Here is a 24,892-nt window from a genome sequence, read left to right as displayed (position 1 = left end):
TAATACGATAGGTTCAAACAACTGCCTTCTACGCGAATAAATCATTCGGCTTTCTGCGTATTTGCGAATACCCACTCTTTCACTTGTTGGCGAGAAACTTTAATTCCCCCACTTTTCAATGCCCCATCTAACGGATAAAAACGTGTTGGGTATTGATACGGTGCGAGTTTATCTTTTAGCCAAACAGATAATTCACCGAGTGACAAATCTGGATCACATTCCACAACTGCCACAGGGCGTTGACCAAATTCAAGATCATCAATAGGGATGATAAAACTTTGTGACACACCCGGATGGGAATTCATTACGGCTTCAATATCCTCAGGCTGGACACACTCTCCGCCACTGATAAACAGATTATCAAGACGGCCCAATATTTGATACTCACCATCAATAAAGGCACCTTTATCACTGGTTTTAAACCAGCCGTCAATACAATTTAGGGGTTTAATACTTCCATCAAACCAATACCCCAATGCCTGACTCGTCGACTGTATTTGAATTTCATCAGACACAATACGGACTTGTTTTCCTTTTAACGGCAGCCCCACTCCTCGCTTCCCGTCCGATCGTTTAGCGCAAACTGTCGACGCCATTTCGGTCATGCCATAACCACTCCAGCATGCTATGCCTCTGCTTTCAGCTAGATCCGTTAATGAAGCAGGGATTGAAGCTCCCCCTAATAACACTTCTTTAAGGGAAAGTTGGATATCAACGTCATTGTTAAGTAAACGCCATAATTGTGTTGGTACCAACGAAGCGTGAGTCACCCCCTGTAAAGCATCTGCCAATGGCTTATTTTTTAATGCAAGCGCCCCACCACTAAGTAGCCAGCGCCAAACAATCCCTTGCCCTGAAACATGAAAAAGCGGTAAGGAAAGTAACCAACAATCACCCTGTTGGTAATTCATCGCACTCACGACGCCTTCAGCACTATTTAAATGAGCTTCAACACTATGAACCGCCGCTTTAGGTAAGCCCGTCGAACCCGATGTTAATATTAATGTAGCAGGCTGAGTCACTTGCAGTTGAAAGTTAGCAGGTTGAAAATCAGCATCATCAATAAAATGATAATATCGTTGATAATCAAGGTGTCGGTAATCAGCAAGAAACTCAATTTCATCATTAAAATCAATCACTGAGCTGATATTTAGATGGGGTAATAATTCGCTAAGTGTTCGTGCTGGTATTCGTGGATTAAGAGGCAAAACCCTAGCACCACACACAATAAGAGCCAGTTGACAGAATAATAACTCAACCGAGTTTTTCCCTCGGAGAAGGACACACTGCCCCTTCATCACGCCTTGGATTGAAAAGTAGGCAGCAAGATCCTTAACCTGTTGATTAAGCGCCCCCCACGTTATACTTCCATCGTCAGAATGCAACGCGACAGCATTAGGTTGCAGGTTGGCCCAGTGCTGCCAAGGCCAATCTTTAAACGGTGTTAACTGTGCCATATAACGGTTAAGTCATCTAACTGTTGCAGTGGAATACTACACTTTGGCCAAGGACGTACCAACTGTGACTGAATAAGTGAAACCGTATCTAAACCAGGGATTGTATCTGGGGTTAGCCAATGTGCAACACGCGCAAGTTGCGTTAAACCAAAACTTGTTTCAATCGACGAGCTAATCACCGCTTGCAAACCAAGGCGATGAGCATCTTCTACCAAAGTGCGACAATAGTCCAAGCTACCGGTAAGTGTCGGTTTAATCACTATCGCGACAACCCCTGGTTGTGCTTCCACTTTAAAATCAGGTTCTCTAACACTTTCATCCCAAGCGATATTGATCCCCGTATCTGCGGCAAATTGCAAAGAGTCTTCGCGGGTTTTACAGGGCTCTTCTAAGAAGGCGATGCGGTCACGATAGTCTGGGTTAACGTATTTAGCAAAACCGTCCGCTTTTACGCGTGTCCAACTGCGATTAGCATCAAGGCGAAGTTTGAGTTCAGGCACGGCTTCTAAAAGTAGATCCACCACCATCCCATCACGCACAGCTTCATACAAACCCACTTTAACTTTCGCTACTTTTTCACCTTCCATCGCATCGAGACTTAAGATTAAGTCATCCGGGTCGCCACTACACAAGGGCGCTTTACGATAATCAGCCTCTTTAGGTAACTCGCCAGCTAATTCAGCCACTGCACAGCTACAACCAAACGCCACTGACGGGAGTTGACTATCAGAAATTTTGCCGTATTTGACCCATTCATTCAGTCGAATTATGGTTTCAGCCGTTGCTTCTTCCAGTGTTTCTTGACTAAATTCAGGTAGAGGCGAAATTTCCCCCCAACCTTCGTTATCCCCCTCTTGCAAGCACACTAAAAGCCCATCACGCGTCTTTAAACGTTGATAGCGAAGGATAACGCCTGCCTCCATGGGCAGGCTGAACGAATAAATTTTGGCTTTACGCATTACGGATTACGCTTATATTTAGAGAAGTCAGGTGCACGTTTTTCGTTGAAAGCGTTACGACCTTCTTGACCTTCATCGGTCATGTAGAACAACATGGTGGCATTACCCGCTAACTCTTGCAGCCCCGCTTGACCATCACAGTCCGCATTCAGTGCCGCTTTCAAGCAACGCAGTGCCATTGGGCTATTCTCTAACATTTCACGGCACCAGCGAACAGTTTCTTTTTCCAATTCTGCGTAAGGAACCACAGTGTTAACCAAGCCCATATCTAACGCTTCTTTAGCATCATATTGGCGACATAAGAACCAGATTTCACGTGCCTTTTTCTGCCCTACAATCCGCGCCATATAGGACGCCCCCCAACCACCATCAAAGGAGCCCACTTTAGGACCAGTTTGGCCAAAAATAGCGTTGTCCGCCGCAATCGTTAAGTCACACATCATGTGTAAAACATGGCCGCCACCAATAGCAAAACCTGCAACCATTGCAACAACAGGTTTTGGGCAAGTCCGAATTTGACGTTGAAAATCTAAAACGTTTAAATGGTGTGTGCCGCTTTCATCACGATACCCACCGTAGTCTCCACGAATTTTTTGGTCTCCCCCGGCGCAGAAGGCTTTTTCACCTTCCCCCGTTAAAATGATAGTACCAATACGGTCATCATAACGTGCGTCTGATAATGCTTGGATCATCTCTTTGACCGTTTGCGGGCGAAATGCATTACGCACTTGAGGGCGATTAATGGTAATTTTCGCGATCCCTTCAGGGGATTTGTGATACCGAATATCGTCAAACCCTTCAGAGCAATCTTGCCATTCAATGGGGGCGTATAGTTTTTCTTCGCTTGGATAAATCATTCTCAAATTCCTTTAACCACAGTGTGATAAAAAATGGTGAAGTGCAGTTGCATAGCCCGTTGGATTTTCCCGATGGGCATTATGCCCTGCATTTGCAATCAGCGTTAATGGCAATGTGTATTGTTGCGAAACGCTTCGAAACTTTTGATCTCGCTCTCCGCAAAAATAGCGGTATGGGCAAGTCAGTTGGTGCAAATTTGGTACTAAAAAAGGTTGTAAAGATAATGATGTGCTCTCTAACATGTCCGCAATACTTTGTGGATTATTATCTTGGCGTACCGCGATCAGTTTTTGTCGCTGAGTTGGTGATAAATCAGCAAAAACAGCTTGCTGGTACCAATCATTCAACACGTTCTCCATAGGTTCAGTCCGAAAGCGCTGCGCCCATGCTCTATCATTCTTTTCACGCTCACTCCTTGCCTGCGGGTCAACTAACCCGACATTCCCCCCCTCTATCACTAAGCCTAGCAACCCGTTAGGTTGATAAAAGCAAGCAAAATGCATCGCAAGGCGAGCCCCTAATGAATAACCGATCAAGTAATATTCATCAATTTGATGATATTGCAGGAGTGTATTCATTTGCGCATTAAAATGGTCAAAACCTTGGCATGTTTCTTCCTGTGAATCACCATGTCCAGGTAAATTAACGGCTAATGATCGGCAACGATTAAACTGTTCAATCACTGGCTGCCAATCTGTTGCACTACCTAGCAACCCATGAAGCCAAACGAGCCAAGGACCTGATTTTTCTGTATTATGCGCTATAGCCGTTAACATTAGAGCTCCGCAGCTAAGCTAAGCAGTTGTTTTAAGGTTCGTGCGCCTTCATCACCATCCACAACTAACTCAACAAGTAATGTGCCATGCTGATTATGCCAAAACTGCTGGACAGTATCTTTTAAGCTTTCCCAATTAGTCGGCGCGCAATATTGCAAGCCAAACAGCTTGGCAGCCGGCTCAAAGCTGACATTTTGCGGCATACAGTAATAGTTTTGCCTTGCATCATCTGGTGTCGGTAACATGGAGAAAATCTGCCCACCATTGTTATTGACAATAATCAAAATGGTCGGTGCCGATGGTTTGCGCAGTAAAGCAAGGCTATTTAAATCATATAAGGCCGAAAGATCACCCACGATCCCCAAAGTTGGCCTAGCCGTTGCACGCTGTACACCAGCTAAAGTGGAAATTAGCCCATCAATACCACTTGCACCACGATTGCTATAGACAGGATAACTAACAGGGAGTTGTGCAAATGAATCAATCAAGCGCACGATTAAACTATTACCAACAAATAATTGTCCACGTGCAGGCAGTAGCTCAGGAAGTTGATGTGCAACTGCGGCTTCTGAAAATTGACCTGAAAGATGCTTTTCAACACAATGCTGTGTTTTCTTTGCCAGTTCTAATACCTCATCACACCATAAGCTACGTGGCTGTGCAGGATGATTATCAAGCCAGCCTTTAATCGAACAAGTTAACTTGCGTCCCCTATGGTTAGCAGGGTCTAAGCGCTGTGGGATTGGGTCTACAATCCAATATTCATTCGGTTGGCAATTGGCTTGCCATTGCAATAGACGCTTACCGGTGAGACTTGAACCAAACTGCACAACTAATTCTGCCTCTTGTAGCAAGGTTTGTGCTTTGGGGTTTTGCAGCCATAAATCACAACAAGGGTATGGTTGCCCGGTTTGAGATAACACATCACCTAATACAGGCCACCCCAACTCATTAGCCCATTTGGCAACTAATCCCCCTTCCGTTGCACTCATTCTCCCCGCAATCACAACACCCTTTTTTTGCCGCCAAAAATACCAGTCAGCAACGAGTGCAACCGCATGTGTTAGTGGTTCACTTAACCATGGGTGATTTGAATTCCACCAATCACCTAATGTTTGTTGCCATTCGTATTCCCCTTCACTTTCACCATATAGCGGCTCAGCAAATGGGCAATTGATATGAAAAGCACCATGATGAAGTTGGTTCATGCCGTTATCCACCGCTGTCACCAGCCATTTGGCTGAAATATCACTGGTTGGGCGCGGTAACATTAATGACTGAGTGGGATGCGAAGCAAAAATGTGGCTTTGCCGGATAGCTTGATTTGCGCCGCAGTCAATTAATTCTGGTGGGCGATCCGCCGTCAGAAAAATGATTTTTTCCCCAGTAAGACCGGCTTCTATCAAAGAAGGGTACAAATTCGCCACCGCAGTTCCTGAAGTCACTATCACGCCAACAGGCTCACAGCTTGCCTTAGCGAGACCAAGAGCAAGATGGCCTAATCCACGCTCATCAAAATGGGTATGACAGTGCAAGTTTGCATTGTTAATTGCCGCAAGCGTTAATGGCGTTGAACGAGAACCCGGCGCAATACAGATATGTTTCATACCATGGCGGCTAAGTGCTTCAATGATCACTTCAGCCCAACGGATATTAAATGCAGAATTCGACATAATATGCTCAGCAAACTATTAATTATCAATCAGTTTAGACTGATAAAAAAATATTTCTTGATCTCAGAACAGTTTTTGATGAACTAATTGAAAATAAAAAGAAATAACCATATTTATACTAAGGCTTTTAGTTATTTCCAAACAGTGATTTTAATCCTGCCGCTTTATTTTCGATCTCTATCCATTCCTGCTCAGGATCAGAATCACTCACAATACCAGCCCCTGAATACAGTGAAACTTGCGCACCATTAATTTGTGCACAGCGTAAAGAAACCGCAAATTCACTTTTATTCAAACTGATAAATCCCCCCGTCCCTGCATACCAACCACGGGAAAAGGGTTCATTTTTAGCGAGGAATTGTCGTGCTATTTTTCTGGGTAGACCACACACCGCGGCGGTAGGTTGAAGGCGCTGCAAGCAATCACTATCAGATGGTGTGATCAGCGTTGCTACAATAGAGCGATATAAATGTTGAATTTTTCTTAAACGGATCACTTTGGCTGAAGAAACATCAACTCCCGTCACCGCGCCCTGTAATTGTTGGCAAATATCATCAACCACCACTAAATTTTCATGCTGATTTTTTTTATCTTCCATCAACCACTTAGCATATTCTGCCGCAATATTATCATCCGGATCATTCGCTACAGTACCTGCAAGTGCTTCAGAATTGAGTTGCGCCCCTTGCCTCAAATATAAGCGTTCAGGCGTTGAGGAGATAAAGCCAGAGTGCTTATCAAACGCCATCATAAAATGATAACAATGATGATTAACCTGTTGGCTTGCTGATAAAAGCTCAGTAACTGAAATGGCATTGGACAGCGTTAACTGAGTCTCCCGTGCCATAACCACTTTTTCCATTTTACCCGCTTTCATGTCGCTAATGGCACAATTTAATAAACGGCACCACTCATCATGGCAAGGAATATGCTTTTGCTCAACAATCGAGGCTGAGAGGGGTGAGGGCTCATCTGATATTGGTGTCAAATTCAACAGAAATGAAATTGCTGCTTGAATGTCATCTTTCCCGTCAATATTCACACTAATACTGATAGTTGAACGCAATCGATGAATTTCCAAACGCGGTAAAAAACAGAATGTCGCGTGTTGTTTTTCGTCATTAGTCAGCCCATCCCCTACCGCATTCCAACCATTTAGTCCCCATAAACGAACGTCAGGTGTATGTGGGTATTGGGATAAAAAATGTTCAGCATCTTCGATCGAATGAAAGGATTTTACACGGCCTAATGCGCTACACTCTTCTGCGCCTGTACGTTGATACCAGTAGAATTGCGGATAACAAGTTTGGCAGGATAACCAAGCTAAGCCAGGGAAAGCCGTTTGCTCATCAAATTGCCAAACAAGTCGTGTGTACTCTTCATTTCCTAGTGCCAGTGTAGACAAATGTTCCAGAATTTCAGTTATTACATTATCAATTTTTTTATTTATCACTTTAGATTCCTACTGCCACAGCGCACAGATTTACATCAAATATTATATAACGCAATGCTATGCATTAATACATTGATAAGCCATTATCTCTACGACAACGCCCTTGTAACGCGCTGTTTTGCTTATTCACAAATACCAATGGAGGTTGGTATGTGACGATCTTCTTGCGTTTAGTATAGTTTATTATATCAATTATATAATGACACATTGATTTAATTAATTGATATTTGTGGTTTTATCACTGTTCTGACACTTTTATTATCACTTTATATCTTCAGTAACAACTGTTAACGGCTTGATTATCTTTAATTCGTATGATTTACACTCACTTTCTGTTGATATTGTATATTTCATTATGAACCGCAATTTTAGCATCAATTGCATACTGCCAGATGCGATCTCGCTGATTGTTTTTATCTATTTAGGGTATTTACCTCTATTCTAAGAAAATGAAATGGGATAAGAATTCACTTTCTATTACTTAACTTGTTTATGTAAAAGTTAATTTTAATGATTAACTACGTACATTGAGTTATTTTTTAGCGCTTATTTCCATTTTTTAGTATCAACCCTTTCCATCCGTTTCTAGTAGGTTATCCAATATAAAGCATTCACTTTATACTTTACTGATGACTAATTTCCATAAAATAGCACTATTCACGATACCTACTATATATACGCATCCAAATAATGAATCACGTTAACGCTTCATTACTCATTAACTTAATAACGTTGGAATTTACAATGCACATACAAGAAAGTTACGATCGGATTATTGAAAAAGAAAATATAGGAAATGCAACATTAGCATTGTTAACTAATCAAGACACACTATCTGCACGTTCCGCAGGGATATTCACCTTAGATGATTTAATTAATATTCACAAACATGTTCACTTTGCCCTTTCTCTTCCTTTACAGAAAACAGATATTTTAAAATGGTTTGGCATTAATGAGTCATCTAATCTTCCTATTAATGCTGATACATTAGCAAGTGCAATTATTGATATTCGTACTCACGCGAACAGTTGGGATAACGTTGAACAACACGTTAAGGAGCAATCTGTTAGTTTATCTCTGACCAGTCGCAATATCATGCAAACTGGCAATCAGATCATTGAATATATTAACCACATGCCTATTTTGCAAAAAATATCAGATAGCCTAGATGAATTAACAGAATATGATTTAGGTAAAATCGTTTACCAAAATGATGACCAGCAAATCGCTACAGAGCTTGTCAGCATTCTGAATTTAATTAAAAATGACATAAAACAGCAATCGATTAAAACAATAAAAATCAAAAATACGGTATCGGACTTTAGGGTGTATATTACGGGTGGATACCTTTCAAACTATGAACATGTTGAATCATTATTATTTAATATAAAAGGGATTTATCAGCAACTTGAACCCGCTAATCAGGATAGTTCAGGGACCTTCCTAAAAGAGATGATTGAACTAAAAAAGCAAGATATTGTACAACTTGAACAAGAATACTCGCACTATGTCAAATTGTGTTTTACAGGTTTAGCTGGCGGTATTATTGGATTAGCAATCACCAGCAGCATATTCGGACCAAAAGCCGAAGCCATTCGTGCCAGAAAGAATCAGCTATTAAAAGAGATTAGTGAACTCAACATAAAAATTAACCATGAAAAATTCATTCAAAAAACCATTTTTGATATTCAGGTCAATTTACATAAAATTGAAGGTTTTTTCAAAGATGCACGACTGGCTGTAGACCACCTAGATTATATGTGGCTTGTTATTTTAACTGAAATAACACAATCTATTGATATATTTCAACGTATAAATAATGCAGATAAACTTATTCGTTTTATTACCCAATTTAAACGAATTATTATGTCTTGGAGTTCAATTCAAGATTATTCAGTTCATTTAATTAAACTATTTGATGAGCTACAAAACCATGACACTTCATTTCAATAAAAGGTATTAATATGCATGATAACCTTGACCTCCCAATGTTGCCCTCTATTGATCTTTATCAGTTAAGATGCATTTCAAATAATATAGCCTCGTTTAATAAAAATATTATGAGTTATGATTACATTATTTATGGCAGAATACAAAAAATCGCCATAAAAACAGAAAGACTGAATGATCTTATTCGAAATTCCATTCCAATACTAAGAATAAAAGTGAATTATATCCTTAATAACGAACTTAATGACGCTAATAATACAAATACCAACGATGACAATTATACAGACTTAAAAAAACAAATTCTCACTACCGGGTTTATAGATGATCTAATGGAGGCAAAATTAGAGCTTGAGAAATTAATTTCAAAAATTCGCTATACAATGGAATCCTTACTTGTTTATCACCTTAACGAACCGAATAAATTAAAGCTGGCTCAATATACCAGTCAAAAAGAATTACTTTTTTCGTCAAAACACAATTTGCAATCAAAGATCAATGAACTACACAACAGTTACTCTATTATTACTGCCGCAGAGGATATCGTCTTACGCGCTAAGTTAACGGATTTTTTTGATAAATACCTTAATGGAAAAGAACTTATTGACGCATTAAGTATTCCCCCTAATAAGAAAGACATTTTAAAATCTGCCATTAACTATATTAGAAATTTACTCACTATAGTAGATGATGGTTTGGAATTCACAAAATTAGTTGACGTTCGATTGTATTTAAGTGACCAAATTATTGAGCATAAAGAAGAACTTAACACCATCGACACCCATATTTTTAGACTAACACAACTGATGTCATTATCGAGTGAAATTACCGTCATTGATGATCATAAACAGACAGTTATACAAAAAGTTGGATTACTTAAAAGTTACTGGGCCTCATGGTGCCAATTTATTAGTGAAAAAATGTCAGAACAACAACTTAATTTATCGCAGATAAACACAGCAAGCCAAATGCTAATGACCTATTTAAATGATGTTGAATACCAATACCAACGGCAATTACCCGATTAAAAAACCGGTTATTTTACAAAAATCGGTCAGACGGTTGCAAAACAGAAAATGTTTGCAGGCTGGTTGGATAGGCTTTGAAAATTAAGCTAGATAATCAATATGTTAATTTTTATCTGATAGCACAAAGTCGAAAAAATACGCTTTTATTCCACTTTGTTATCAACTTCACCGGCTACGTTTACAGTAACCGGTGAAATTTTATTTTGCGCTAATGATTAGTTGCTCAGCGCTAGCGCTAAGGTTGAAATATCAATAAGCGGTTGCGGCCAAACACCAAAGGCAATCACAGCAATCGCACAGATAGCAGCAAAGACAGTACCCAGTGTTGCATTATCTGGACCAGTATAACGATCTGCATGCTCTGCATCACGACTGTATAGGCTTGCCATAAAGCGTAAGTAGTAGTACAAACCAATAGCACTACCCACGACTACAGCACCTGTTAACCACCACAATTGGGCATTCACTGCGGAAACAATCACATAAAATTTACCAATAAAACCTAATGTAATTGGGATCCCCGCTAATGATAACAACATGACGGTCATTACGGTTGCTAGTACAGGTTTATGCCAGAACAAACCACGGAACGCGCTGAAATCATCCTGATCATCGCCACGGTAAGGGCTAGAGACGATACTGATGACACCAAAAGCACCTAGGCTTGCAAATAAATAGCCGATTAAGTAAATCGCGATAGTCACTTGTGAGGCCACAGGATCAATACGCAGGGCAACCAAAGCTACTAGCAAATACCCCATATGGGCGATAGAGGAGTAACCCAATAAACGTTTTGCACTTTTTTGGGTAATTGCCAGTAAGTTACCAAACAGAATAGAAGCAATAGCAATCACTGAGATCACAATAGCTAACGTATCGCTGTTGGTAATCGGCGCTTCCATAAAGATACGCACTAATACGGCGAAGATAGCGATTTTACTGCCTGTTGCTAAGAACGCCGAAACCGGTGCAGGTGCGCCTTGGTATACGTCTGGTGTCCACAGTTGGAATGGGAACAGAGACAGTTTGAAGCCGAAGCCGACAATTAACATACCAAAGCCAATCATCACCAATGGTGCATGGATTTGATTGTCTGACAGGCTTTGCCCCACAGAGGCGAAGCTTAAACTACCTGATTCCGCATACAGTAATGCGATACCAAATAGTAGGAACGACGATGCTGCTGCGGATAGCAGCATGTATTTGATCCCTGCTTCTAAGGTACGGCTGCGTTCGAAGGTATATGCCACTAAGCCAAATAATGGCAATGAAATCAGTTCAATACCGATAAACATCGATGCCATATGGTTTGACATAGATAACAGTACACCACCTGCAACGGCTATCGCCACTAACAGATGGAATTCGTCTCTGTTGTCACCAAAGCCTTCCAGCCAATGGTAAGCAAAGATGCTGGTACCGATACCTGCGATCAGGACAAGCGCACTGTATAGCAGTGCAAAACCATCAACGCGGATAAGCGAAGTCACATCCATCAGGTAGCCATCGGCTACCCAAATCAGTGAAAGCAACGCAATGATAAAACCAGATACTGTCAGCGCGGCACTGGTCAGGTGATCGCGTCGCCACGCAATGGACAGCATCACAACCACCGCCGTCAATCCGACGATCATCAGTGGTAGTATTGCGATCAGTTCTTGAGGAGTTATTGTCATGGCGAATTACAGCCCTAATGTTGTTAGTGAAGCAGAATACAAGTTATGCAATGTTTCCATTGAACCAATTGATGTATCTAAGATTGGTTGTGGATAGAAACCGATGATAACCAGTAAAGCAGCCAGAGCCAGTAGCACACCGAATTCACGCGCCGTTAACCCTTTCATTTCTTTTTCTGATTTTGGTGTGCCGTAATAAGTCTGTTGCATCATCCACAAAGAGTAGATAGAAGCAAACACCACACCAAATACCATAATGCAGGTCACTAATGTGAATTGGCTGAAACTACCGAACAGGATCATGAATTCACCAATGAAGTTACCTGTCCCTGGCATACCTAACGTTGCCGCAGCAAAGAACAAGGACATTCCTGGTAACCATTTAATGCGTTTCCATAATCCACCCATCATGCGCATATCACGAGTCTGTGTACGTTCGTACAGTTGACCACTGATAATAATCAGTGCTGCACCTGATAAGCCATTGGTGATCATTTGGATCACTGCACCTTGGTACGCTAACACTGAGCTTGCATAAATCGCCACAGTTACAAACCCCATATGGGATAAGCTACTGTACGCCGCTAAACGTTTAATGTCGGTTTGTTTGAACGCTAACCATGCACCGTAGAAGATACTGATCACGCCCAGTGTCATCGCCACTGGCGTGAACTGGATAGAAGCTTCAGGGAACAGCGGTAACGTGAAACGTAACAGACCATACGCGGCGGTTTTTAGCATAATACCCGAGATATCCACCGAACCTGCTGTAGGTGATTGCTCTTGAGTATCTGCCATCCAACCATGAAACGGCACCAAAGGCATTTTAACCGCAAAGGCAATGAAGAAGCCTAACATTAACATAAAAGAAACTGTGCTAGACATTTGCGTGCCAAGCAGTGCGTTATAGTTGAATGTCAGGATTTTGGTATCATTCCAGTGAGCCAGTGCTAATCCAATGATAGACACTAGCATGATCAAACCACTTGCCTGCGTATAGATAAAGAACTTGGTCGCTGCGTTAACGTGTTGTCTGTTTTCTGAGCCTTTGTGTCCCCAATTGGCAATTAGGAAGTACATTGGGATCAGCATCATCTCCCAGAAGAAAAAGAATAAAAACAAGTCAACAGCAGTGAAAATTCCCATCACCCCTGTGATAATCCACAGAAGGTTAAAGTGATAGGCACCTTGGTTCTTTTGGTTTTCACTCCATGAGCTCAAAATCGAGAATGCACCCATAATAGCCGTCAGAACGACCATTAACAGTGATAAACCATCAATCGCCAAATGGATATTAATCCCCAATGCTGGTATCCATGGCATTAAATAGACATCTTGCCATTGTGGAATGCCTTGTGGGTTAACCAGAGAGTAGCTCCCTTGTAACCACAGTTGCACGGAGAGTATTAAAGTGATCCCCATAGTCGCCAGCGCAATCCAACGCGGTGCGCGGTGACTAAACCGGTCAGCCTGCCAACTTAGCAGGCCACCGATGAAGGGAATAAGTATTAGCCAGGGTAATAGCATGGCGCAAATGTCCCTTAATTAAACCAAAAGCAGCAGAGCAAGGATCAGCACTGCACCCAGCCCCAATGAGGCAATATACCAACGGATCTGGCCGTTTTGACTCACAGAAAGACCTTTGTTCGCTAAACTTGATAAGCGCGCAGGAATATTCATCAGTGAGTTAATCGGATCGCTCTCCAGTAGCCATGCAACACCTTTAAACGGTTTCACAAAGACTACATCATACAGCCAGTCGAATCCCCAAGCTTGGTACCACCAAGCACTAAAGAAGCGACCAATCGCCGTTTTCGCGATAGCATCAACAATGGAACGTCTGAACAGGTAAAGGAATATCGCAACCAATAGACCTGCGATTGCAAACCCACCCGAAATTGCTTCAAGTAAAACTTTACCGTCTTCACTTCCAGCAGCTTCCGCAGGGAATACCCCTTCTAAAGGTTGGTGGATTAATGCACCAACAAACGTTGCAAGGATAGCCAGAATGCCCAGTGGCAATGTGTGAGTGATGCCTTTAACCTTGTGCGCTTTGATTTTCGCTTCACCGTGGAACACGATGAAAATCATACGGAAGGTATAAATTGCGGTCATTAATGCACCGAGGATCCCCGCCCACAACAACACGGTTTGCCCGTCAAGCTTCGCTCCCCACAAAATGGCATCTTTACTGTAGAAACCTGCGGTAAACAGTGGCAATGCTGCCAGTGCACTTCCGCCGATTAACATCACAGCATAGATGAATGGAATTTGCTTACGCAACCCACCCATTTTGAAGATGTTTTGTTCATGGTGACAAGCGAGGATCACCGAACCTGCTGACAAGAATAATAACGCTTTAAAGAAGGCGTGCGTCATCAGGTGGAAAATCGCCGCGTCCCAAGCTTGAACGCCCAACGCCAAGAACATATAACCGATTTGGCTCATGGTTGAGTAAGCGAGTACACGTTTGATGTCTGTTTGTACCAGTGCTGCAAAACCTGCCAGTACTAATGTGACTGCACCAACCACACCAACTAAATGTAAAACTTCAGGGGCTAACAGGAACAGAACATGGGTACGCGCAATTAAGTAGACACCCGCGGTAACCATGGTTGCTGCGTGGATCAGTGCAGAAACTGGCGTTGGACCCGCCATCGCATCGGCCAACCATGTTTGCAGTGGCAACTGAGCTGATTTACCCACTGCGCCACCTAATAACATCAAGGTTGCCCAGTTAATTGCACTAGAACCTTCAGCAAATTTCTGCGGTGCTAACACCGCCATTTCGCTGAAATTCAACGTGCCCAGCTCATTCCACAGGATAAACATACCAATAGCAAGGAACACGTCACCGATGCGCGTAACAAAGAACGCTTTCATCGCAGCCTTGCCGTTGTCTGGATTGGTGTAGTAGAAGCCAATCAGTAAGTAACTGCACAGCCCTACCCCTTCCCAACCGAGATACATCAGCATCATGTTATCGGCAAGCACTAAAACCACCATGCTCGCGATAAACAAGTTGGTGTAAGCGAAGAAACGTGAGTAACCTTCCTCGCCACGCATATACCAAGAAGCGTATACGTGAATAAGGAAGCCCACACCCGTTACCACACCTAACATGGTCAGTGACAGACCATCTAACATCAAGGTGAATGGGATATTAAAGGTACCGACAGACATCCAAGTCCACAGAGGTTGGATGAATACGCTACCTGCATCTTGAGCTAAAAATTCATTGCCAGCATAGAAAGCGACGATCGCAGCTAAACCAACCGACCCCGCTCCAATAATGGCAGAAACGTTTTCTGACCAGCGTCCACGAGAGAAGGCTAACAGCACCGACCCCAGCAAAGGCAACAGAATAGTTAAATAGAGTAGGTTCATCCGCGCATCTCACTGACTTTATCAATATTCAGGTTCTGACGATGACGATGGAGTTGCAGTAACAACGCCAATCCAATACTCGCCTCCGCAGCAGCCAGCGTGATTGCCAAAATATACATAATTTGGCCGTCTGGTTGCCCCCAAAAACTCCCTGCGACGACAAACGCCAGTGCAGTAGAGTTAATCATGATTTCCAGTCCGATCAGCATGAAAAGCAGATTGCGGCGGATCACAAGGCAGCTAAGCCCCATTACAAATAGAATTGCCGCTAAAATCAGACCATGTTCTAGAGGTATCATTTTTGCTCCTCCGCCTTCGCGATGCTAACAAGATCAGCACCGTTTTCTTTACGGTCACGTCCAACATGGAATGCGACGACTAGACCTGCCAGTAACAGCAGTGAGGCTAGCTCAACAGCCAAGACATATGGCCCAAATAAGCTGATACCCACTTCTTTCGCCCCAATCACCGTGCCGTCAATCCCTTTGTCATAGGACAAAGATGTGATGCCATAAACGAGGATAGCCAGTAACACCGCGGATAACCCCGCAGGACCGATCCAGTTTTTCGGTGTTAACCAAGCACGCTCTTGCTCTTGCACGGAGCGACCCAAGTTAAGCATCATGACAACAAACACGAACAAGACCATGATGGCGCCTGCGTAAACGATGATTTCCAACGCACCGGCAAAATACGCACCGAGGGAGAAAAACACCATTGACAGCGCCAGCAGAGAAACAACCAAATACAATAGAGCATGTACCGGGTTGGTATTAGTTATCACCCTCAAAGTTGCAAGTATTGCAACCAGACCGGCGATATAAAATGAAAATTCCATGAATATCGCTCCTTATGGCAACAGGTCTTTGACGTTAATCGGTTTCGCTTCGTTATCCGCTTCACCTTTGTCTTTACCTGCAATCGCCATACCCGATTTACGGTAAAAGTTATAATCAGGATATTTACCCGGACCTGAAATCAACAGGTCATTTTTCTCGTAAACCAGATCCTGACGTCGCCAATCGGCCATTTCAAAGTCTGGTGTTAATTGGATTGCCGTCGTTGGGCAAGCCTCTTCACACAGACCACAGAAAATGCAGCGCGAGAAGTTAACGCGGAAAAATTCCGGATACCAGCGTCCATCTTCGTGCTCCGCTTTTTGCAGTGAGATACAACCCACTGGACAAGCAACCGCACATAAGTTACACGCAACACAACGCTCTTCACCATCGGGATCGCGGGTTAATACGATACGACCACGGTAGCGGGGTGGCAGATAAACCGGCTCTTCTGGATACATTTGCGTTTCGCGTTTATCGAACGCATGTAGGCCGACCAACCAAATACTACGTACTTGGGTGGCGAAACCGACCAATAACTCTTTCAATGTCATGGTTCAATCACCCCTTACTGAGCGTTGTATAAAATCACTGCTGCAGTACCCAGCAGATTAAGCAGCGTCAATGGCAAACAAATTTTCCAGCCAAAAGACATCACTTGGTCATAACGTGGACGCGGTAAAGAGGCACGGATCAGAATGAACATCATCATGAAGAAGCCAGTTTTGATAGCAAACCACAAGAATGACGGCAAGAATGGACCATGCCAGCCACCAAAGAACAGCGTCACAATCAGGGCAGAAACTGTTACGATACCGATATACTCACCGACGAAGAACAGACCGAACTTCATCCCTGAATATTCAACATGGTAACCATCCGCAATTTCTTGTTCTGCTTCTGGTTGGTCAAACGGGTGACGGTGACATACCGCAACGCCCGCAATCGCAAAGGTCAGAAAGCCAAAGAATTGAGGAATAATGTTCCACATGCCTTCTTGGGAGTTCACAATATCAATCAGGTTGAATGAACCTGCTTGTGCCACTACGCCCATTAAAGATAAGCCTAAGAACACTTCGTAACTGACGGTTTGTGCCGACGCACGCATTGCCCCTAATAATGAGTATTTATTGTTACTTGACCAACCTGCAAATAGCACCGCATACACCGCCAGACCTGCCATCATCAGGAAGAACAAAATCCCGATATTTAGGTCAGCAACATGCCAAGTCGGGCTGACAGGCACGATTGCAAATGCTAGGAACAGTGAACAAAACGCGATAACTGGCGCGAGCGTAAAGATTTTCTTGTCCGCAAACTGTGGGATCCAGTCTTCTTTAAACAGCATTTTGAACATGTCAGCAATAAGTTGGCCCATCCCAAACGGACCAACACGGTTTGGACCATAACGGTTCTGGAACAGACCAAGAATACGGCGCTCCCCCAGACTCATATAGGCCCCACAAGTCACGACAACCAATAAAATGACGACAGATTTAAGGATGGAGATAATCACTTCCATCACTTCAGGCGAAATCCAATCCATCATGCTCCCCTCCGCAGATTATTGACTGACACGCCAGCCATTGAAGGTGCGATACCCGGCATCCCTAATGGTAAGCCAATTTGACCTGTTGACAGGTGGTTGCTGAGGCGTACAGTTAGGTTAAACCCTTGACCTGCATAGCTAAATTCAGCTTTTTCCCCTGCTGCCAAGCCAAGTGTCGCAGCGTCTTGCGTGTTCAGCATGATATATGGCTCAGGCATACGCTGTTGAATAACCTCTGAACGCTGTGACATTTCATCACTGCCGAACAGATGGTAATACGGCGCAACCACCCACTGAGCGTCCGCTGCTTGGTAAGCCGTTGGAATATCAGTGAAGTATGCCAGTTTACTTTCTGTTGAATTGAACAAACGCACACCTGGATCACCAAATAATAAGTGACCACCGACTTCCGCTTGGAATTTATTCCAAGCTTGTGGTGAGTTCCAACCCGGTGCCCATGCAAATGGAATTTGCTGGCGTGGTGCGGTTGGGCTGTTGTTCCCTTCCATTGAGAAAGCAAATGGGGAGTCAATATCTTGTGGTTGACGTGGCTCATGCACAGTTTGGTTTGCCAGCATAGCGGTACGACCACTGTAACGATGAGGTTCACGTGCCAATTTTTGCCCACGGATACGGAATGACGCTTTCGGGGCAGAATCGACAATACCGGCAAATTGCGGCAGTGCAGCAACACAATCAGCAATCACATGATCAAGTTGTGACCAATCTACATCACGCTCTTGCGCTTGCGTTTGTAGCGAATGCATCCAACGCCAGCTTTCGTTCATCACAATAGTTTTATCGTAATAAGTTGGGTCGAAAACTTGGAAGAAGCGTTGTGCGCGACCTTCTTGGTTAATCAACGTACCGTCTGCTTCTGCGAAACTTGCTGCTGGCAGAACAAGTGTTGCTTTATCCATGATATCAGTCAGTTGATGATCGGCAACAATCAGGTGGTTCAGTTTCGCTAATGCGCTATTGACGGCATCCACACTGCTGTGACGATAAAGGTCATTTTCAATCACGATAGCAACATCCGCTTCGTTCGCTTCAATGCGAGCTAATGCACTGTCTAATGGTTGTGCATCCATCATCGCTAAACCAAAGCTATTTGCGTGAGAAGCTAAGTATGACAGCCCGACCTGTGCGCCTTTCGCTTTCAGTGCAAATGCCACGTTAGCTGCCGCTTGGATCATCGCATCGCTTGCACTGTGGCTACCACTGATGATCAATGGTTTCTTCGCACTTGAGAGAGCTTGTGCGATAGTTTCAACTTTGGCTTTCAAATCAGCGGGTAAATCATTCACCGCAGGGGCATCCCCGTTGATCATATTGGCAATAGCGAAACCGAAACGTGCTTGGTCAGCAACGGGAGCACGGTAATTGAAGGCAGCTACGTCATCTAAGCGAGTATCATCAACATTGGTAATAAACAGCGGATATTTCGCATGTTGACCAATATTCATGATCGCGGCGATTTGCCAGTCAGCCACTTTTTGCGCTGCCGCCATTTCACGTGCTTTTCCTTTCACCGCTTGACGAACTGACAGTGCCATACGCGCACCTGTCTGAGTTAAATCTTCACCCAGAACCAGTACCGCATCATAGCTTTCAATTTCACGCAGTGTTGGCGTATAGACACCACCATTTTGCAGGATATTTTGCATCAATGCTAAGCGACGTTGTTCACCCGCACTGATCCCTGAATAGAAGTTTTCAGCGCCCACCAAGGCACGCAGTGCGTAGTTGCTTTCAACGCTTGCACGTGGAGAGCCGATACCAATCACTTTCTTCGCTTGGTTGATAATTTGCGCACCACTTTGCATTGCTTCAATGACAGAGATAACTTGTTTCACGCCATCTTTGTTTAAAATAGCCTGACGTGGACGATCTTTACGGTTAACGTAACCGTAGCCAAAGCGACCACGGTCACACAGGAAATAGTGGTTTACGGAGCCGTTATAACGGTTTTCGATACGACGAATTTCACCATAACGTTCACCCGGGCTGGTATTACAACCGATGCTGCACTGTTGGCAGATACCCGGTGCAAATTGCATATCCCATTTACGGTTATAACGCTCGGAATGGGTTTTATCGGTAAATACCCCTGTCGGGCAGACTTCCACTAAGTTACCCGAAAATTCACTCTCTAGCGTGCCGTCTTCTGTACGACCAAAGTACACATAATTATGTGCACCATACACCCCTAAGTCCGTACCATCTGCGTAATCTTTATAGTAACGAACACAACGGTAACACGCGATACAGCGGTTCATTTCATGACTGATAAAAGGACCGAGATCTTGGTTAATGTGTGTGCGTTTCGTAAAACGATATTTACGCATGTTGTGACCCGTCATCACCGTCATATCTTGCAGATGGCAGTTACCGCCTTCTTCACAGACTGGACAGTCATGAGGGTGGTTGGTCATCAGCCACTCTATAACACTTTCACGGAATTGTTTGGCTTCTTCATCATCGATAGAGATGTAGGTACCTTCCGTTGCCGGTGTCATACAAGACATTACTAGGCGACCGCGGGTGTCATCCGCGTTCTGATACTGCTTAACCGCACACTGGCGGCAAGCGCCAACGCTTCCCAGCGCCGGATGCCAGCAAAAATAAGGAATATCTAGCCCAAGAGAAAGACAGGCTTGTAACAGGTTTTCAGACCCGTTAACGTCATATTCTTTGCCGTCTACATATATTGTAGCCATAGTCAGCATGCTTCCCAAAGGCCCGCATAAAGCAGGCGTTAATCAAAAATACGTTCTTCGTGAAAAATCTATTTAGCGGTTGCTCAATCGCTAAATTATTACCAACGCTGTTTCAGCAGGTTTGGCTGGATCCCTGCAATCTGCACAATGTTACGCAGATCTTTTTGCGAGATACCCGCTTCAAATTCTTCACGGAAATATTTGATGGCACTTTGCAGCGGTTCGACTGCACCTGGTGCGTGAGCACAGAATGTTTTACCCGGACCTAAGAAACGGCAAAGTTGCTCTAATGTTTCAATGTCACCGGGTTGACCTTCGCCTTTTTCCAGTGCTTGTAAAATTTTCACGCTCCACGGCAACCCATCACGACATGGTGTACACCAACCGCAAGATTCACGTGCAAAGAAGGTTTCTAAGTTACGCACCAATGAAACCATGTTGATTTCATGATCAACTGCCATCGCCAATGCAGTTCCTAAACGGCTCCCTGCTTTAGCAATATTTTCGAAATCCATCGGTAAGTCGAGGTGGTCGCTGGTCAGGAAGTCAGTCCCTGCCCCACCCGGCTGCCATGCTTTTAGTTTCAGACCGTCACGCATGCCACCCGCGTAGTCTTCAAGAACTTCACGCGCTGTCGTACCAAAGGGTAATTCCCACAGACCTGGGTTTTTCACGCGGCCTGAGAAGCCCATCAGTTTAGTGCCCGCATCTTTACTCTTGCCTGCGCTTAAATCGATGTACCATTTGTCACCATGCTCTAATATCGCAGGCACATTACAGATGGTTTCGACGTTATTAACGCAAGTCGGCTTACCCCAAGCACCAGAAGTTGCAGGGAATGGTGGCTTAGAACGTGGATTTGCGCGGCGACCTTCTAAGGAGTTAATTAATGCGGTTTCTTCACCGCAGATATAACGCCCTGCTCCCGTGTGCACAAACAGTTCAAAATCGAATCCAGAACCGAGGATATTTTTCCCTAATAGACCCGCCGCTTTTGCTTCTTCAATGGCGCGGCGTAAATTATGGGCCGCTTCAACGTATTCACCACGTAGGAAGATATAACCACGATAGGCTTTCAGTGCATAAGCCCCCGCGATCATGCCTTCAACTAATAGGTGAGGAAGTTGTTCCATTAAAAGACGGTCTTTATAAGTACCCGGCTCCATTTCATCCGCATTACATAAGAAATAACGCAGTTTCATGTTTTCGTCTTTCGGCATCAGGCTCCATTTCAGACCTGTTGAGAAGCCCGCACCACCACGTCCTTTCAGACCAGCGTCTTTTACGAGGTTCACAACTTCATCGGGGGCCATGCCTTTAAGAGCACGCTCAAGACCTTTGTATCCGTTTTTACTGCGATACTCATCTAACCAAACAGGCTGATTGTCATCACGCAAACGCCATGTTAGTGGATGCGTTTGGGCAGTACGGATCACTGGATTAACAGAATTTGTCATGGATACTGCTCCAGTAATTTTTGAATATTTTCAGGCTGTACGTAGCTGTGAGTGTCTTCATCGATCATCATCGTTGGACCTTTGTCACAGTTACCTAAGCAACAGGTCGGCAGCAACGTAAAGCGGCCATCGGCTGTTGTTTGACCTGGGCGAATATTTAGCTGTTTAATAATTTCAGCTTCTAAGCCCTGATAACCTGTAATATGGCAAACAACACTGTCGCAATAGCGAATAATGTGGCGGCCCACTGGCTGACGGAAAATTTGGCTATAGAATGTCGCCACACCTTCAACATCACTGGCTGGGATCCCTAAGACTTCAGCAATCGCATGGATCGCACCATCTTCAACCCAACCGCGGTTTTTTTGCACAATTTTCAGTGCTTCAATTGAGGCAGCACGGGCGTCTTCGTAATGGTGTTTCTCACCTTCAATCTCCTCACGCTCTTTCTCTGTTAAGACAAAGCCATGATTAACTTGCGGTTCAAACACATTTACGACATTGAGCTCGTTGTGCTTCTCATTTTCGTTATGTTCATTATGCATGGTTAGCGATCCACATCCGACATTACAAAATCGATACTTCCCAGATAGACGATTAAGTCTGAAACTAAACTACCTCGAATCACCGACGGAATTTGCTGCAAGTGCGCATAGCTTGGCGTACGAATACGCGTGCGGTAACTCATGGTGCTACCATCACTGGTCAGGTAGTAGCTGTTGATCCCCTTCGTGGCTTCAACCATCTGGAATGACTCATTCGCAGGCATCACAGGTCCCCAAGACACTTGTAAGAAGTGATTGATCAAGGTTTCAATGTGCTGCAACGTACGCTCTTTTGGTGGTGGCGTCGTTAATGGATGGTCGGCTTTGAATGGACCTTCTGGCATATTCTTGTAGCATTGCTCGAGAATACGGATACTCTGGCGCATCTCTTCCACTTTGATCATCACACGGTCATAACAGTCACCGTTGTGTGCGATAGGAATATCGAACTCAAAGTTTTCGTAGCCTGAATATGGACGCCATTTACGTACGTCAAAATCAACGCCTGTCGCACGTAAACCAGCCCCTGTCACACCCCATGCTAATGCTTCTTCTTTACTGTACATTGCTGTACCAATAGAACGGCCTTTTAAAATGGAGTTTTTCAGCGCAGACGTTACATACGATTCTAAGCGTTTTGGCAACCAGTCAAGCAGTTCACGTAGCAGTTTTTCCCAACCACGTGGTAAGTCGTGTGCCACACCGCCGATACGGAACCAAGCTGGGTGCATACGGAACCCAGTGATAGCCTCAATCACGTTGTACACTTTTTGGCGATCCGTAAACGCAAAGAAGACGGGGGTCATTGCACCAACGTCTTGGATATAGGTACTGATATACAGCAAGTGGCTATTAATACGGAATAACTCAGACAGCATGACACGAATGGTCTTCACGCGATCAGGCACTTCGATGCCAGCCAGTTTTTCAACGGCTAGCACATATGGCATTTCATTTACACAACCGCCAAGGTACTCAATACGGTCAGTATAAGGAATGTAGCTGTGCCATGACTGACGTTCGCCCATTTTCTCAGCACCACGGTGGTGGTAGCCGATATCAGGCACACAGTCGACAATTTCTTCACCATCAAGTTGCAGTATGATACGAAACGCACCGTGTGATGATGGGTGGTTTGGCCCCAAGTTCAGGAACATGAAATCTTCGTTTTCATTTCCACGCGCCATGCCCCACTCTTCTGGTTTGAAAGTTAGTGCTTCCATTTCCAGATCTTGTTTCTGCTTAGTGAGGACAAAGGGATCGAACTCAGTCGCACGCGCAGGGTAATCCTTACGCAGCGGGTGACCTTCCCAGCTTGGCGACATCAGTAAGCGACGTAGATTTGGGTGACCTTGGAAGGTGATCCCAAACATGTCCCATACTTCACGCTCATACCAACTGGCATTTGGAAATAGCGAAACCAGAGAAGGCACGTTGAGGTCTTTCTCGTTAAGAGCGACTTTCAACATGATATCGCGGTTACGGTCGATGGAAATAATGTGGTAGAAAACACTAAAGTCTGCTTCTGGCAGACCTTGCCGGTGAATTCTTTGACGCTCATCGACCCCATGTAAGTCAAATAACATGACATACGGTTTTGGTAATTTCTTTAGGAAATCTACAACTTCCAGTAACTGTTCACGGCGAACCCAAATCACTGGCATGCCAGTACGAGTCGCTTGAACAGAAAAGGCATCCGGCCCAAATTGATTGCGCAGTTCCAGAAGCACAGGGTCATTTAGATGATCCTGTGTCTGCCATCCTGGCTGGGTACTACTCGCTTGCGCTATCTGATCTGTCATCATTCTTCACCATAACGCTTGATCAGGTTTATTATTTCGCAACAACATTGCTCTGTTACGCTGTATGGCTTTAAGCCTTAAATTTCGTCTGGTGTACGCAGGTTAGTCACTGCGATACGTTCACCGTGCTTTCTTTCTCTTTCTGATTGCATATTGGCACGGTAAACCCCTTGGTCTCCAACGACCCAAGAGAGCGGACGACGCTCTTTACCGATAGATTCTTGCAACAGAAGCAGAGCCTGCATATAGGCTTCTGGTCGTGGTGGGCAACCTGGGATATACACATCTACAGGGATAAATTTATCGACGCCTTGTACAACAGAATAAATGTCATACATACCACCAGAGTTGGCACATGACCCCATGGAGATAACCCATTTAGGTTCTAACATTTGGTCATACAGACGTTGAATAACAGGCGCCATTTTTGTAAAACAGGTTCCTGCGACAACCATAAAGTCGGCTTGACGAGGTGAAGCACGAAGTACTTCTGCACCAAAGCGGGCTACGTCATGAACAGCCGTGAACGAAGTCACCATTTCTACATAGCAACATGAAAGACCAAAGTTATATGGCCATAGAGAGTTTTTGCGCCCCCAGTTAACCACATCGTGAAGTGCATGAGAAAGTTTCCCCATGTATACACTGTTTTCAACTTGCTGCTCCAGAGGATCAGTAACAATTTCCTGAGTTTGCAGTGGGTAACGGTCGTTCTCACCGTTCGGATCTATGCGGGTGAGCGTATAATCCATTGTATAATGCCTCG

At 44.1% G+C, this 24,892-nt stretch carries 20 protein-coding genes; 2 read left to right on the top strand and 18 right to left on the bottom strand.

The window, feature by feature from the left end; all coding sequences use genetic code 11:
• Positions 1-41 precede the first annotated feature (41 nt).
• The 6 genes from menE to AB6N04_RS04880 form a co-directional block, all read right to left on the bottom strand.
• Positions 42-1,457: an o-succinylbenzoate--CoA ligase gene (gene menE, locus AB6N04_RS04905; RefSeq protein WP_369310791.1), complete on the bottom strand. Its 1,416-nt coding sequence runs from the start codon at positions 1,455-1,457 to the stop codon at positions 42-44.
• On the bottom strand, positions 1,445-2,416 hold the full coding sequence (gene menC / locus AB6N04_RS04900) for an o-succinylbenzoate synthase (protein ID WP_369310790.1): 972 nt from the start codon (positions 2,414-2,416) through the stop codon (positions 1,445-1,447). Before menC ends, menE begins: the two co-directional genes overlap by 13 nt.
• Positions 2,416-3,273, bottom strand: coding sequence for a 1,4-dihydroxy-2-naphthoyl-CoA synthase (menB, locus tag AB6N04_RS04895; RefSeq protein ID WP_369310789.1), 858 nt, complete (start codon positions 3,271-3,273; stop codon positions 2,416-2,418). The genes menC and menB overlap by 1 nt, the downstream gene beginning before the upstream one ends.
• Positions 3,274-3,285: 12 nt before the next feature.
• The gene (gene menH, locus AB6N04_RS04890; protein ID WP_369310788.1) at positions 3,286-4,050 is read right to left on the bottom strand and encodes a 2-succinyl-6-hydroxy-2,4-cyclohexadiene-1-carboxylate synthase; all 765 of its coding nucleotides are present in this window, start codon (positions 4,048-4,050) and stop codon (positions 3,286-3,288) included.
• Positions 4,050-5,723, bottom strand: a complete 1,674-nt coding sequence (gene menD, locus AB6N04_RS04885) for a 2-succinyl-5-enolpyruvyl-6-hydroxy-3-cyclohexene-1-carboxylic-acid synthase (RefSeq protein ID WP_369310787.1) — start codon at positions 5,721-5,723, stop codon at positions 4,050-4,052. Before menD ends, menH begins: the two co-directional genes overlap by 1 nt.
• Before the next feature lie 127 nt (positions 5,724-5,850).
• Positions 5,851-7,176, bottom strand: a complete 1,326-nt coding sequence (locus AB6N04_RS04880) for an isochorismate synthase (RefSeq protein WP_369310786.1) — start codon at positions 7,174-7,176, stop codon at positions 5,851-5,853.
• A 744-nt stretch (positions 7,177-7,920) separates the two neighbouring features.
• Between AB6N04_RS04880 and AB6N04_RS04875 the strand changes: the two genes are divergently transcribed.
• Both AB6N04_RS04875 and AB6N04_RS04870 read left to right on the top strand, forming a co-directional pair.
• Positions 7,921-9,129, top strand: a complete 1,209-nt coding sequence (locus tag AB6N04_RS04875; RefSeq protein WP_369310785.1) for an alpha-xenorhabdolysin family binary toxin subunit A — start codon at positions 7,921-7,923, stop codon at positions 9,127-9,129.
• 11 nt (positions 9,130-9,140) lie between these two features.
• On the top strand, positions 9,141-10,151 hold the full coding sequence (locus AB6N04_RS04870; RefSeq protein WP_369310784.1) for an alpha-xenorhabdolysin family binary toxin subunit B: 1,011 nt from the start codon (positions 9,141-9,143) through the stop codon (positions 10,149-10,151).
• A gap of 215 nt (positions 10,152-10,366) precedes the next feature.
• Here the strand turns inward: AB6N04_RS04870 and nuoN are convergent, their stop codons facing one another.
• From nuoN to AB6N04_RS04810, 12 genes are all read right to left on the bottom strand, one after another.
• Entirely contained in the window at positions 10,367-11,827 is a 1,461-nt protein-coding gene (gene nuoN / locus AB6N04_RS04865; protein WP_369310783.1) for an NADH-quinone oxidoreductase subunit NuoN, read from the bottom strand.
• Between the two features lie 6 nt (positions 11,828-11,833).
• Positions 11,834-13,354 (bottom strand): NADH-quinone oxidoreductase subunit M, encoded by a 1,521-nt coding sequence (nuoM, locus tag AB6N04_RS04860; protein ID WP_369310782.1) that lies wholly within the window; start codon positions 13,352-13,354, stop codon positions 11,834-11,836.
• An 18-nt stretch (positions 13,355-13,372) separates the two neighbouring features.
• Positions 13,373-15,214 carry an NADH-quinone oxidoreductase subunit L gene (nuoL, locus tag AB6N04_RS04855; RefSeq protein WP_369310781.1) on the bottom strand — a complete coding sequence of 614 codons (1,842 nt, stop codon included), beginning with the start codon at positions 15,212-15,214 and terminating at the stop codon, positions 13,373-13,375.
• Positions 15,211-15,513 (bottom strand): NADH-quinone oxidoreductase subunit NuoK, encoded by a 303-nt coding sequence (gene nuoK, locus AB6N04_RS04850; RefSeq protein WP_004259841.1) that lies wholly within the window; start codon positions 15,511-15,513, stop codon positions 15,211-15,213. The genes nuoL and nuoK overlap by 4 nt, the downstream gene beginning before the upstream one ends.
• Positions 15,510-16,052, bottom strand: coding sequence for an NADH-quinone oxidoreductase subunit J (gene nuoJ, locus AB6N04_RS04845; RefSeq protein WP_369310780.1), 543 nt, complete (start codon positions 16,050-16,052; stop codon positions 15,510-15,512). The genes nuoK and nuoJ overlap by 4 nt, the downstream gene beginning before the upstream one ends.
• 12 nt (positions 16,053-16,064) lie before the next feature.
• Positions 16,065-16,607 (bottom strand): NADH-quinone oxidoreductase subunit NuoI, encoded by a 543-nt coding sequence (nuoI, locus tag AB6N04_RS04840; protein WP_369310779.1) that lies wholly within the window; start codon positions 16,605-16,607, stop codon positions 16,065-16,067.
• Between the two features lie 14 nt (positions 16,608-16,621).
• Entirely contained in the window at positions 16,622-17,599 is a 978-nt protein-coding gene (gene nuoH, locus AB6N04_RS04835; protein ID WP_369311979.1) for an NADH-quinone oxidoreductase subunit NuoH, read from the bottom strand.
• Positions 17,599-20,331, bottom strand: a complete 2,733-nt coding sequence (gene nuoG, locus AB6N04_RS04830; protein WP_369310778.1) for an NADH-quinone oxidoreductase subunit NuoG — start codon at positions 20,329-20,331, stop codon at positions 17,599-17,601. The genes nuoH and nuoG overlap by 1 nt, the downstream gene beginning before the upstream one ends.
• Before the next feature lie 89 nt (positions 20,332-20,420).
• On the bottom strand, positions 20,421-21,779 hold the full coding sequence (gene nuoF / locus AB6N04_RS04825) for an NADH-quinone oxidoreductase subunit NuoF (RefSeq protein ID WP_369310777.1): 1,359 nt from the start codon (positions 21,777-21,779) through the stop codon (positions 20,421-20,423).
• A complete protein-coding gene (gene nuoE, locus AB6N04_RS04820) occupies positions 21,776-22,324 on the bottom strand; it encodes an NADH-quinone oxidoreductase subunit NuoE (RefSeq protein WP_369310776.1) in 549 nt (182 codons plus the stop codon). Before nuoE ends, nuoF begins: the two co-directional genes overlap by 4 nt.
• 2 nt (positions 22,325-22,326) lie before the next feature.
• The gene (gene nuoC / locus AB6N04_RS04815; protein ID WP_369311977.1) at positions 22,327-24,126 is read right to left on the bottom strand and encodes an NADH-quinone oxidoreductase subunit C/D; all 1,800 of its coding nucleotides are present in this window, start codon (positions 24,124-24,126) and stop codon (positions 22,327-22,329) included.
• Positions 24,127-24,203: 77 nt separating this feature from the next.
• Positions 24,204-24,878 carry an NADH-quinone oxidoreductase subunit B family protein gene (locus AB6N04_RS04810; RefSeq protein WP_004912254.1) on the bottom strand — a complete coding sequence of 225 codons (675 nt, stop codon included), beginning with the start codon at positions 24,876-24,878 and terminating at the stop codon, positions 24,204-24,206.
• Positions 24,879-24,892 lie beyond the last annotated feature (14 nt).

The organism is Providencia rettgeri, assembly GCF_041075285.1.
In the GTDB taxonomy this organism is placed as follows: Bacteria; Pseudomonadota; Gammaproteobacteria; order Enterobacterales; family Enterobacteriaceae; genus Providencia; species Providencia rettgeri_G.
Note: the sequence above shows the minus strand (reverse complement) of the source record. Positions and strands in the feature narration are given on the sequence as shown.

Coding starts and splice junctions, on each gene's coding strand:
- menH (WP_369310788.1), bottom strand. CDS start 4,050: ATGTTAACGGCTATAGCGCATAATACAGAAAAATCAGGTCCTTGGCTC.
- menC (WP_369310790.1), bottom strand. CDS start 2,416: ATGCGTAAAGCCAAAATTTATTCGTTCAGCCTGCCCATGGAGGCAGGC.
- nuoK (WP_004259841.1), bottom strand. CDS start 15,513: ATGATACCTCTAGAACATGGTCTGATTTTAGCGGCAATTCTATTTGTA.
- nuoF (WP_369310777.1), bottom strand. CDS start 21,779: ATGACAAATTCTGTTAATCCAGTGATCCGTACTGCCCAAACGCATCCA.
- menB (WP_369310789.1), bottom strand. CDS start 3,273: ATGATTTATCCAAGCGAAGAAAAACTATACGCCCCCATTGAATGGCAA.
- menE (WP_369310791.1), bottom strand. CDS start 1,457: ATGGCACAGTTAACACCGTTTAAAGATTGGCCTTGGCAGCACTGGGCC.
- AB6N04_RS04875 (WP_369310785.1), top strand. CDS start 7,921: ATGCACATACAAGAAAGTTACGATCGGATTATTGAAAAAGAAAATATA.
- nuoI (WP_369310779.1), bottom strand. CDS start 16,607: ATGACATTGAAAGAGTTATTGGTCGGTTTCGCCACCCAAGTACGTAGT.
- nuoN (WP_369310783.1), bottom strand. CDS start 11,827: ATGACAATAACTCCTCAAGAACTGATCGCAATACTACCACTGATGATC.
- nuoH (WP_369311979.1), bottom strand. CDS start 17,599: ATGGATTGGATTTCGCCTGAAGTGATGGAAGTGATTATCTCCATCCTT.
- AB6N04_RS04870 (WP_369310784.1), top strand. CDS start 9,141: ATGCATGATAACCTTGACCTCCCAATGTTGCCCTCTATTGATCTTTAT.
- AB6N04_RS04810 (WP_004912254.1), bottom strand. CDS start 24,878: ATGGATTATACGCTCACCCGCATAGATCCGAACGGTGAGAACGACCGT.
- nuoL (WP_369310781.1), bottom strand. CDS start 15,214: ATGAACCTACTCTATTTAACTATTCTGTTGCCTTTGCTGGGGTCGGTG.
- nuoM (WP_369310782.1), bottom strand. CDS start 13,354: ATGCTATTACCCTGGCTAATACTTATTCCCTTCATCGGTGGCCTGCTA.
- menD (WP_369310787.1), bottom strand. CDS start 5,723: ATGTCGAATTCTGCATTTAATATCCGTTGGGCTGAAGTGATCATTGAA.
- nuoC (WP_369311977.1), bottom strand. CDS start 24,126: ATGACAGATCAGATAGCGCAAGCGAGTAGTACCCAGCCAGGATGGCAG.
- nuoJ (WP_369310780.1), bottom strand. CDS start 16,052: ATGGAATTTTCATTTTATATCGCCGGTCTGGTTGCAATACTTGCAACT.
- nuoE (WP_369310776.1), bottom strand. CDS start 22,324: ATGCATAATGAACATAACGAAAATGAGAAGCACAACGAGCTCAATGTC.
- nuoG (WP_369310778.1), bottom strand. CDS start 20,331: ATGCTGACTATGGCTACAATATATGTAGACGGCAAAGAATATGACGTT.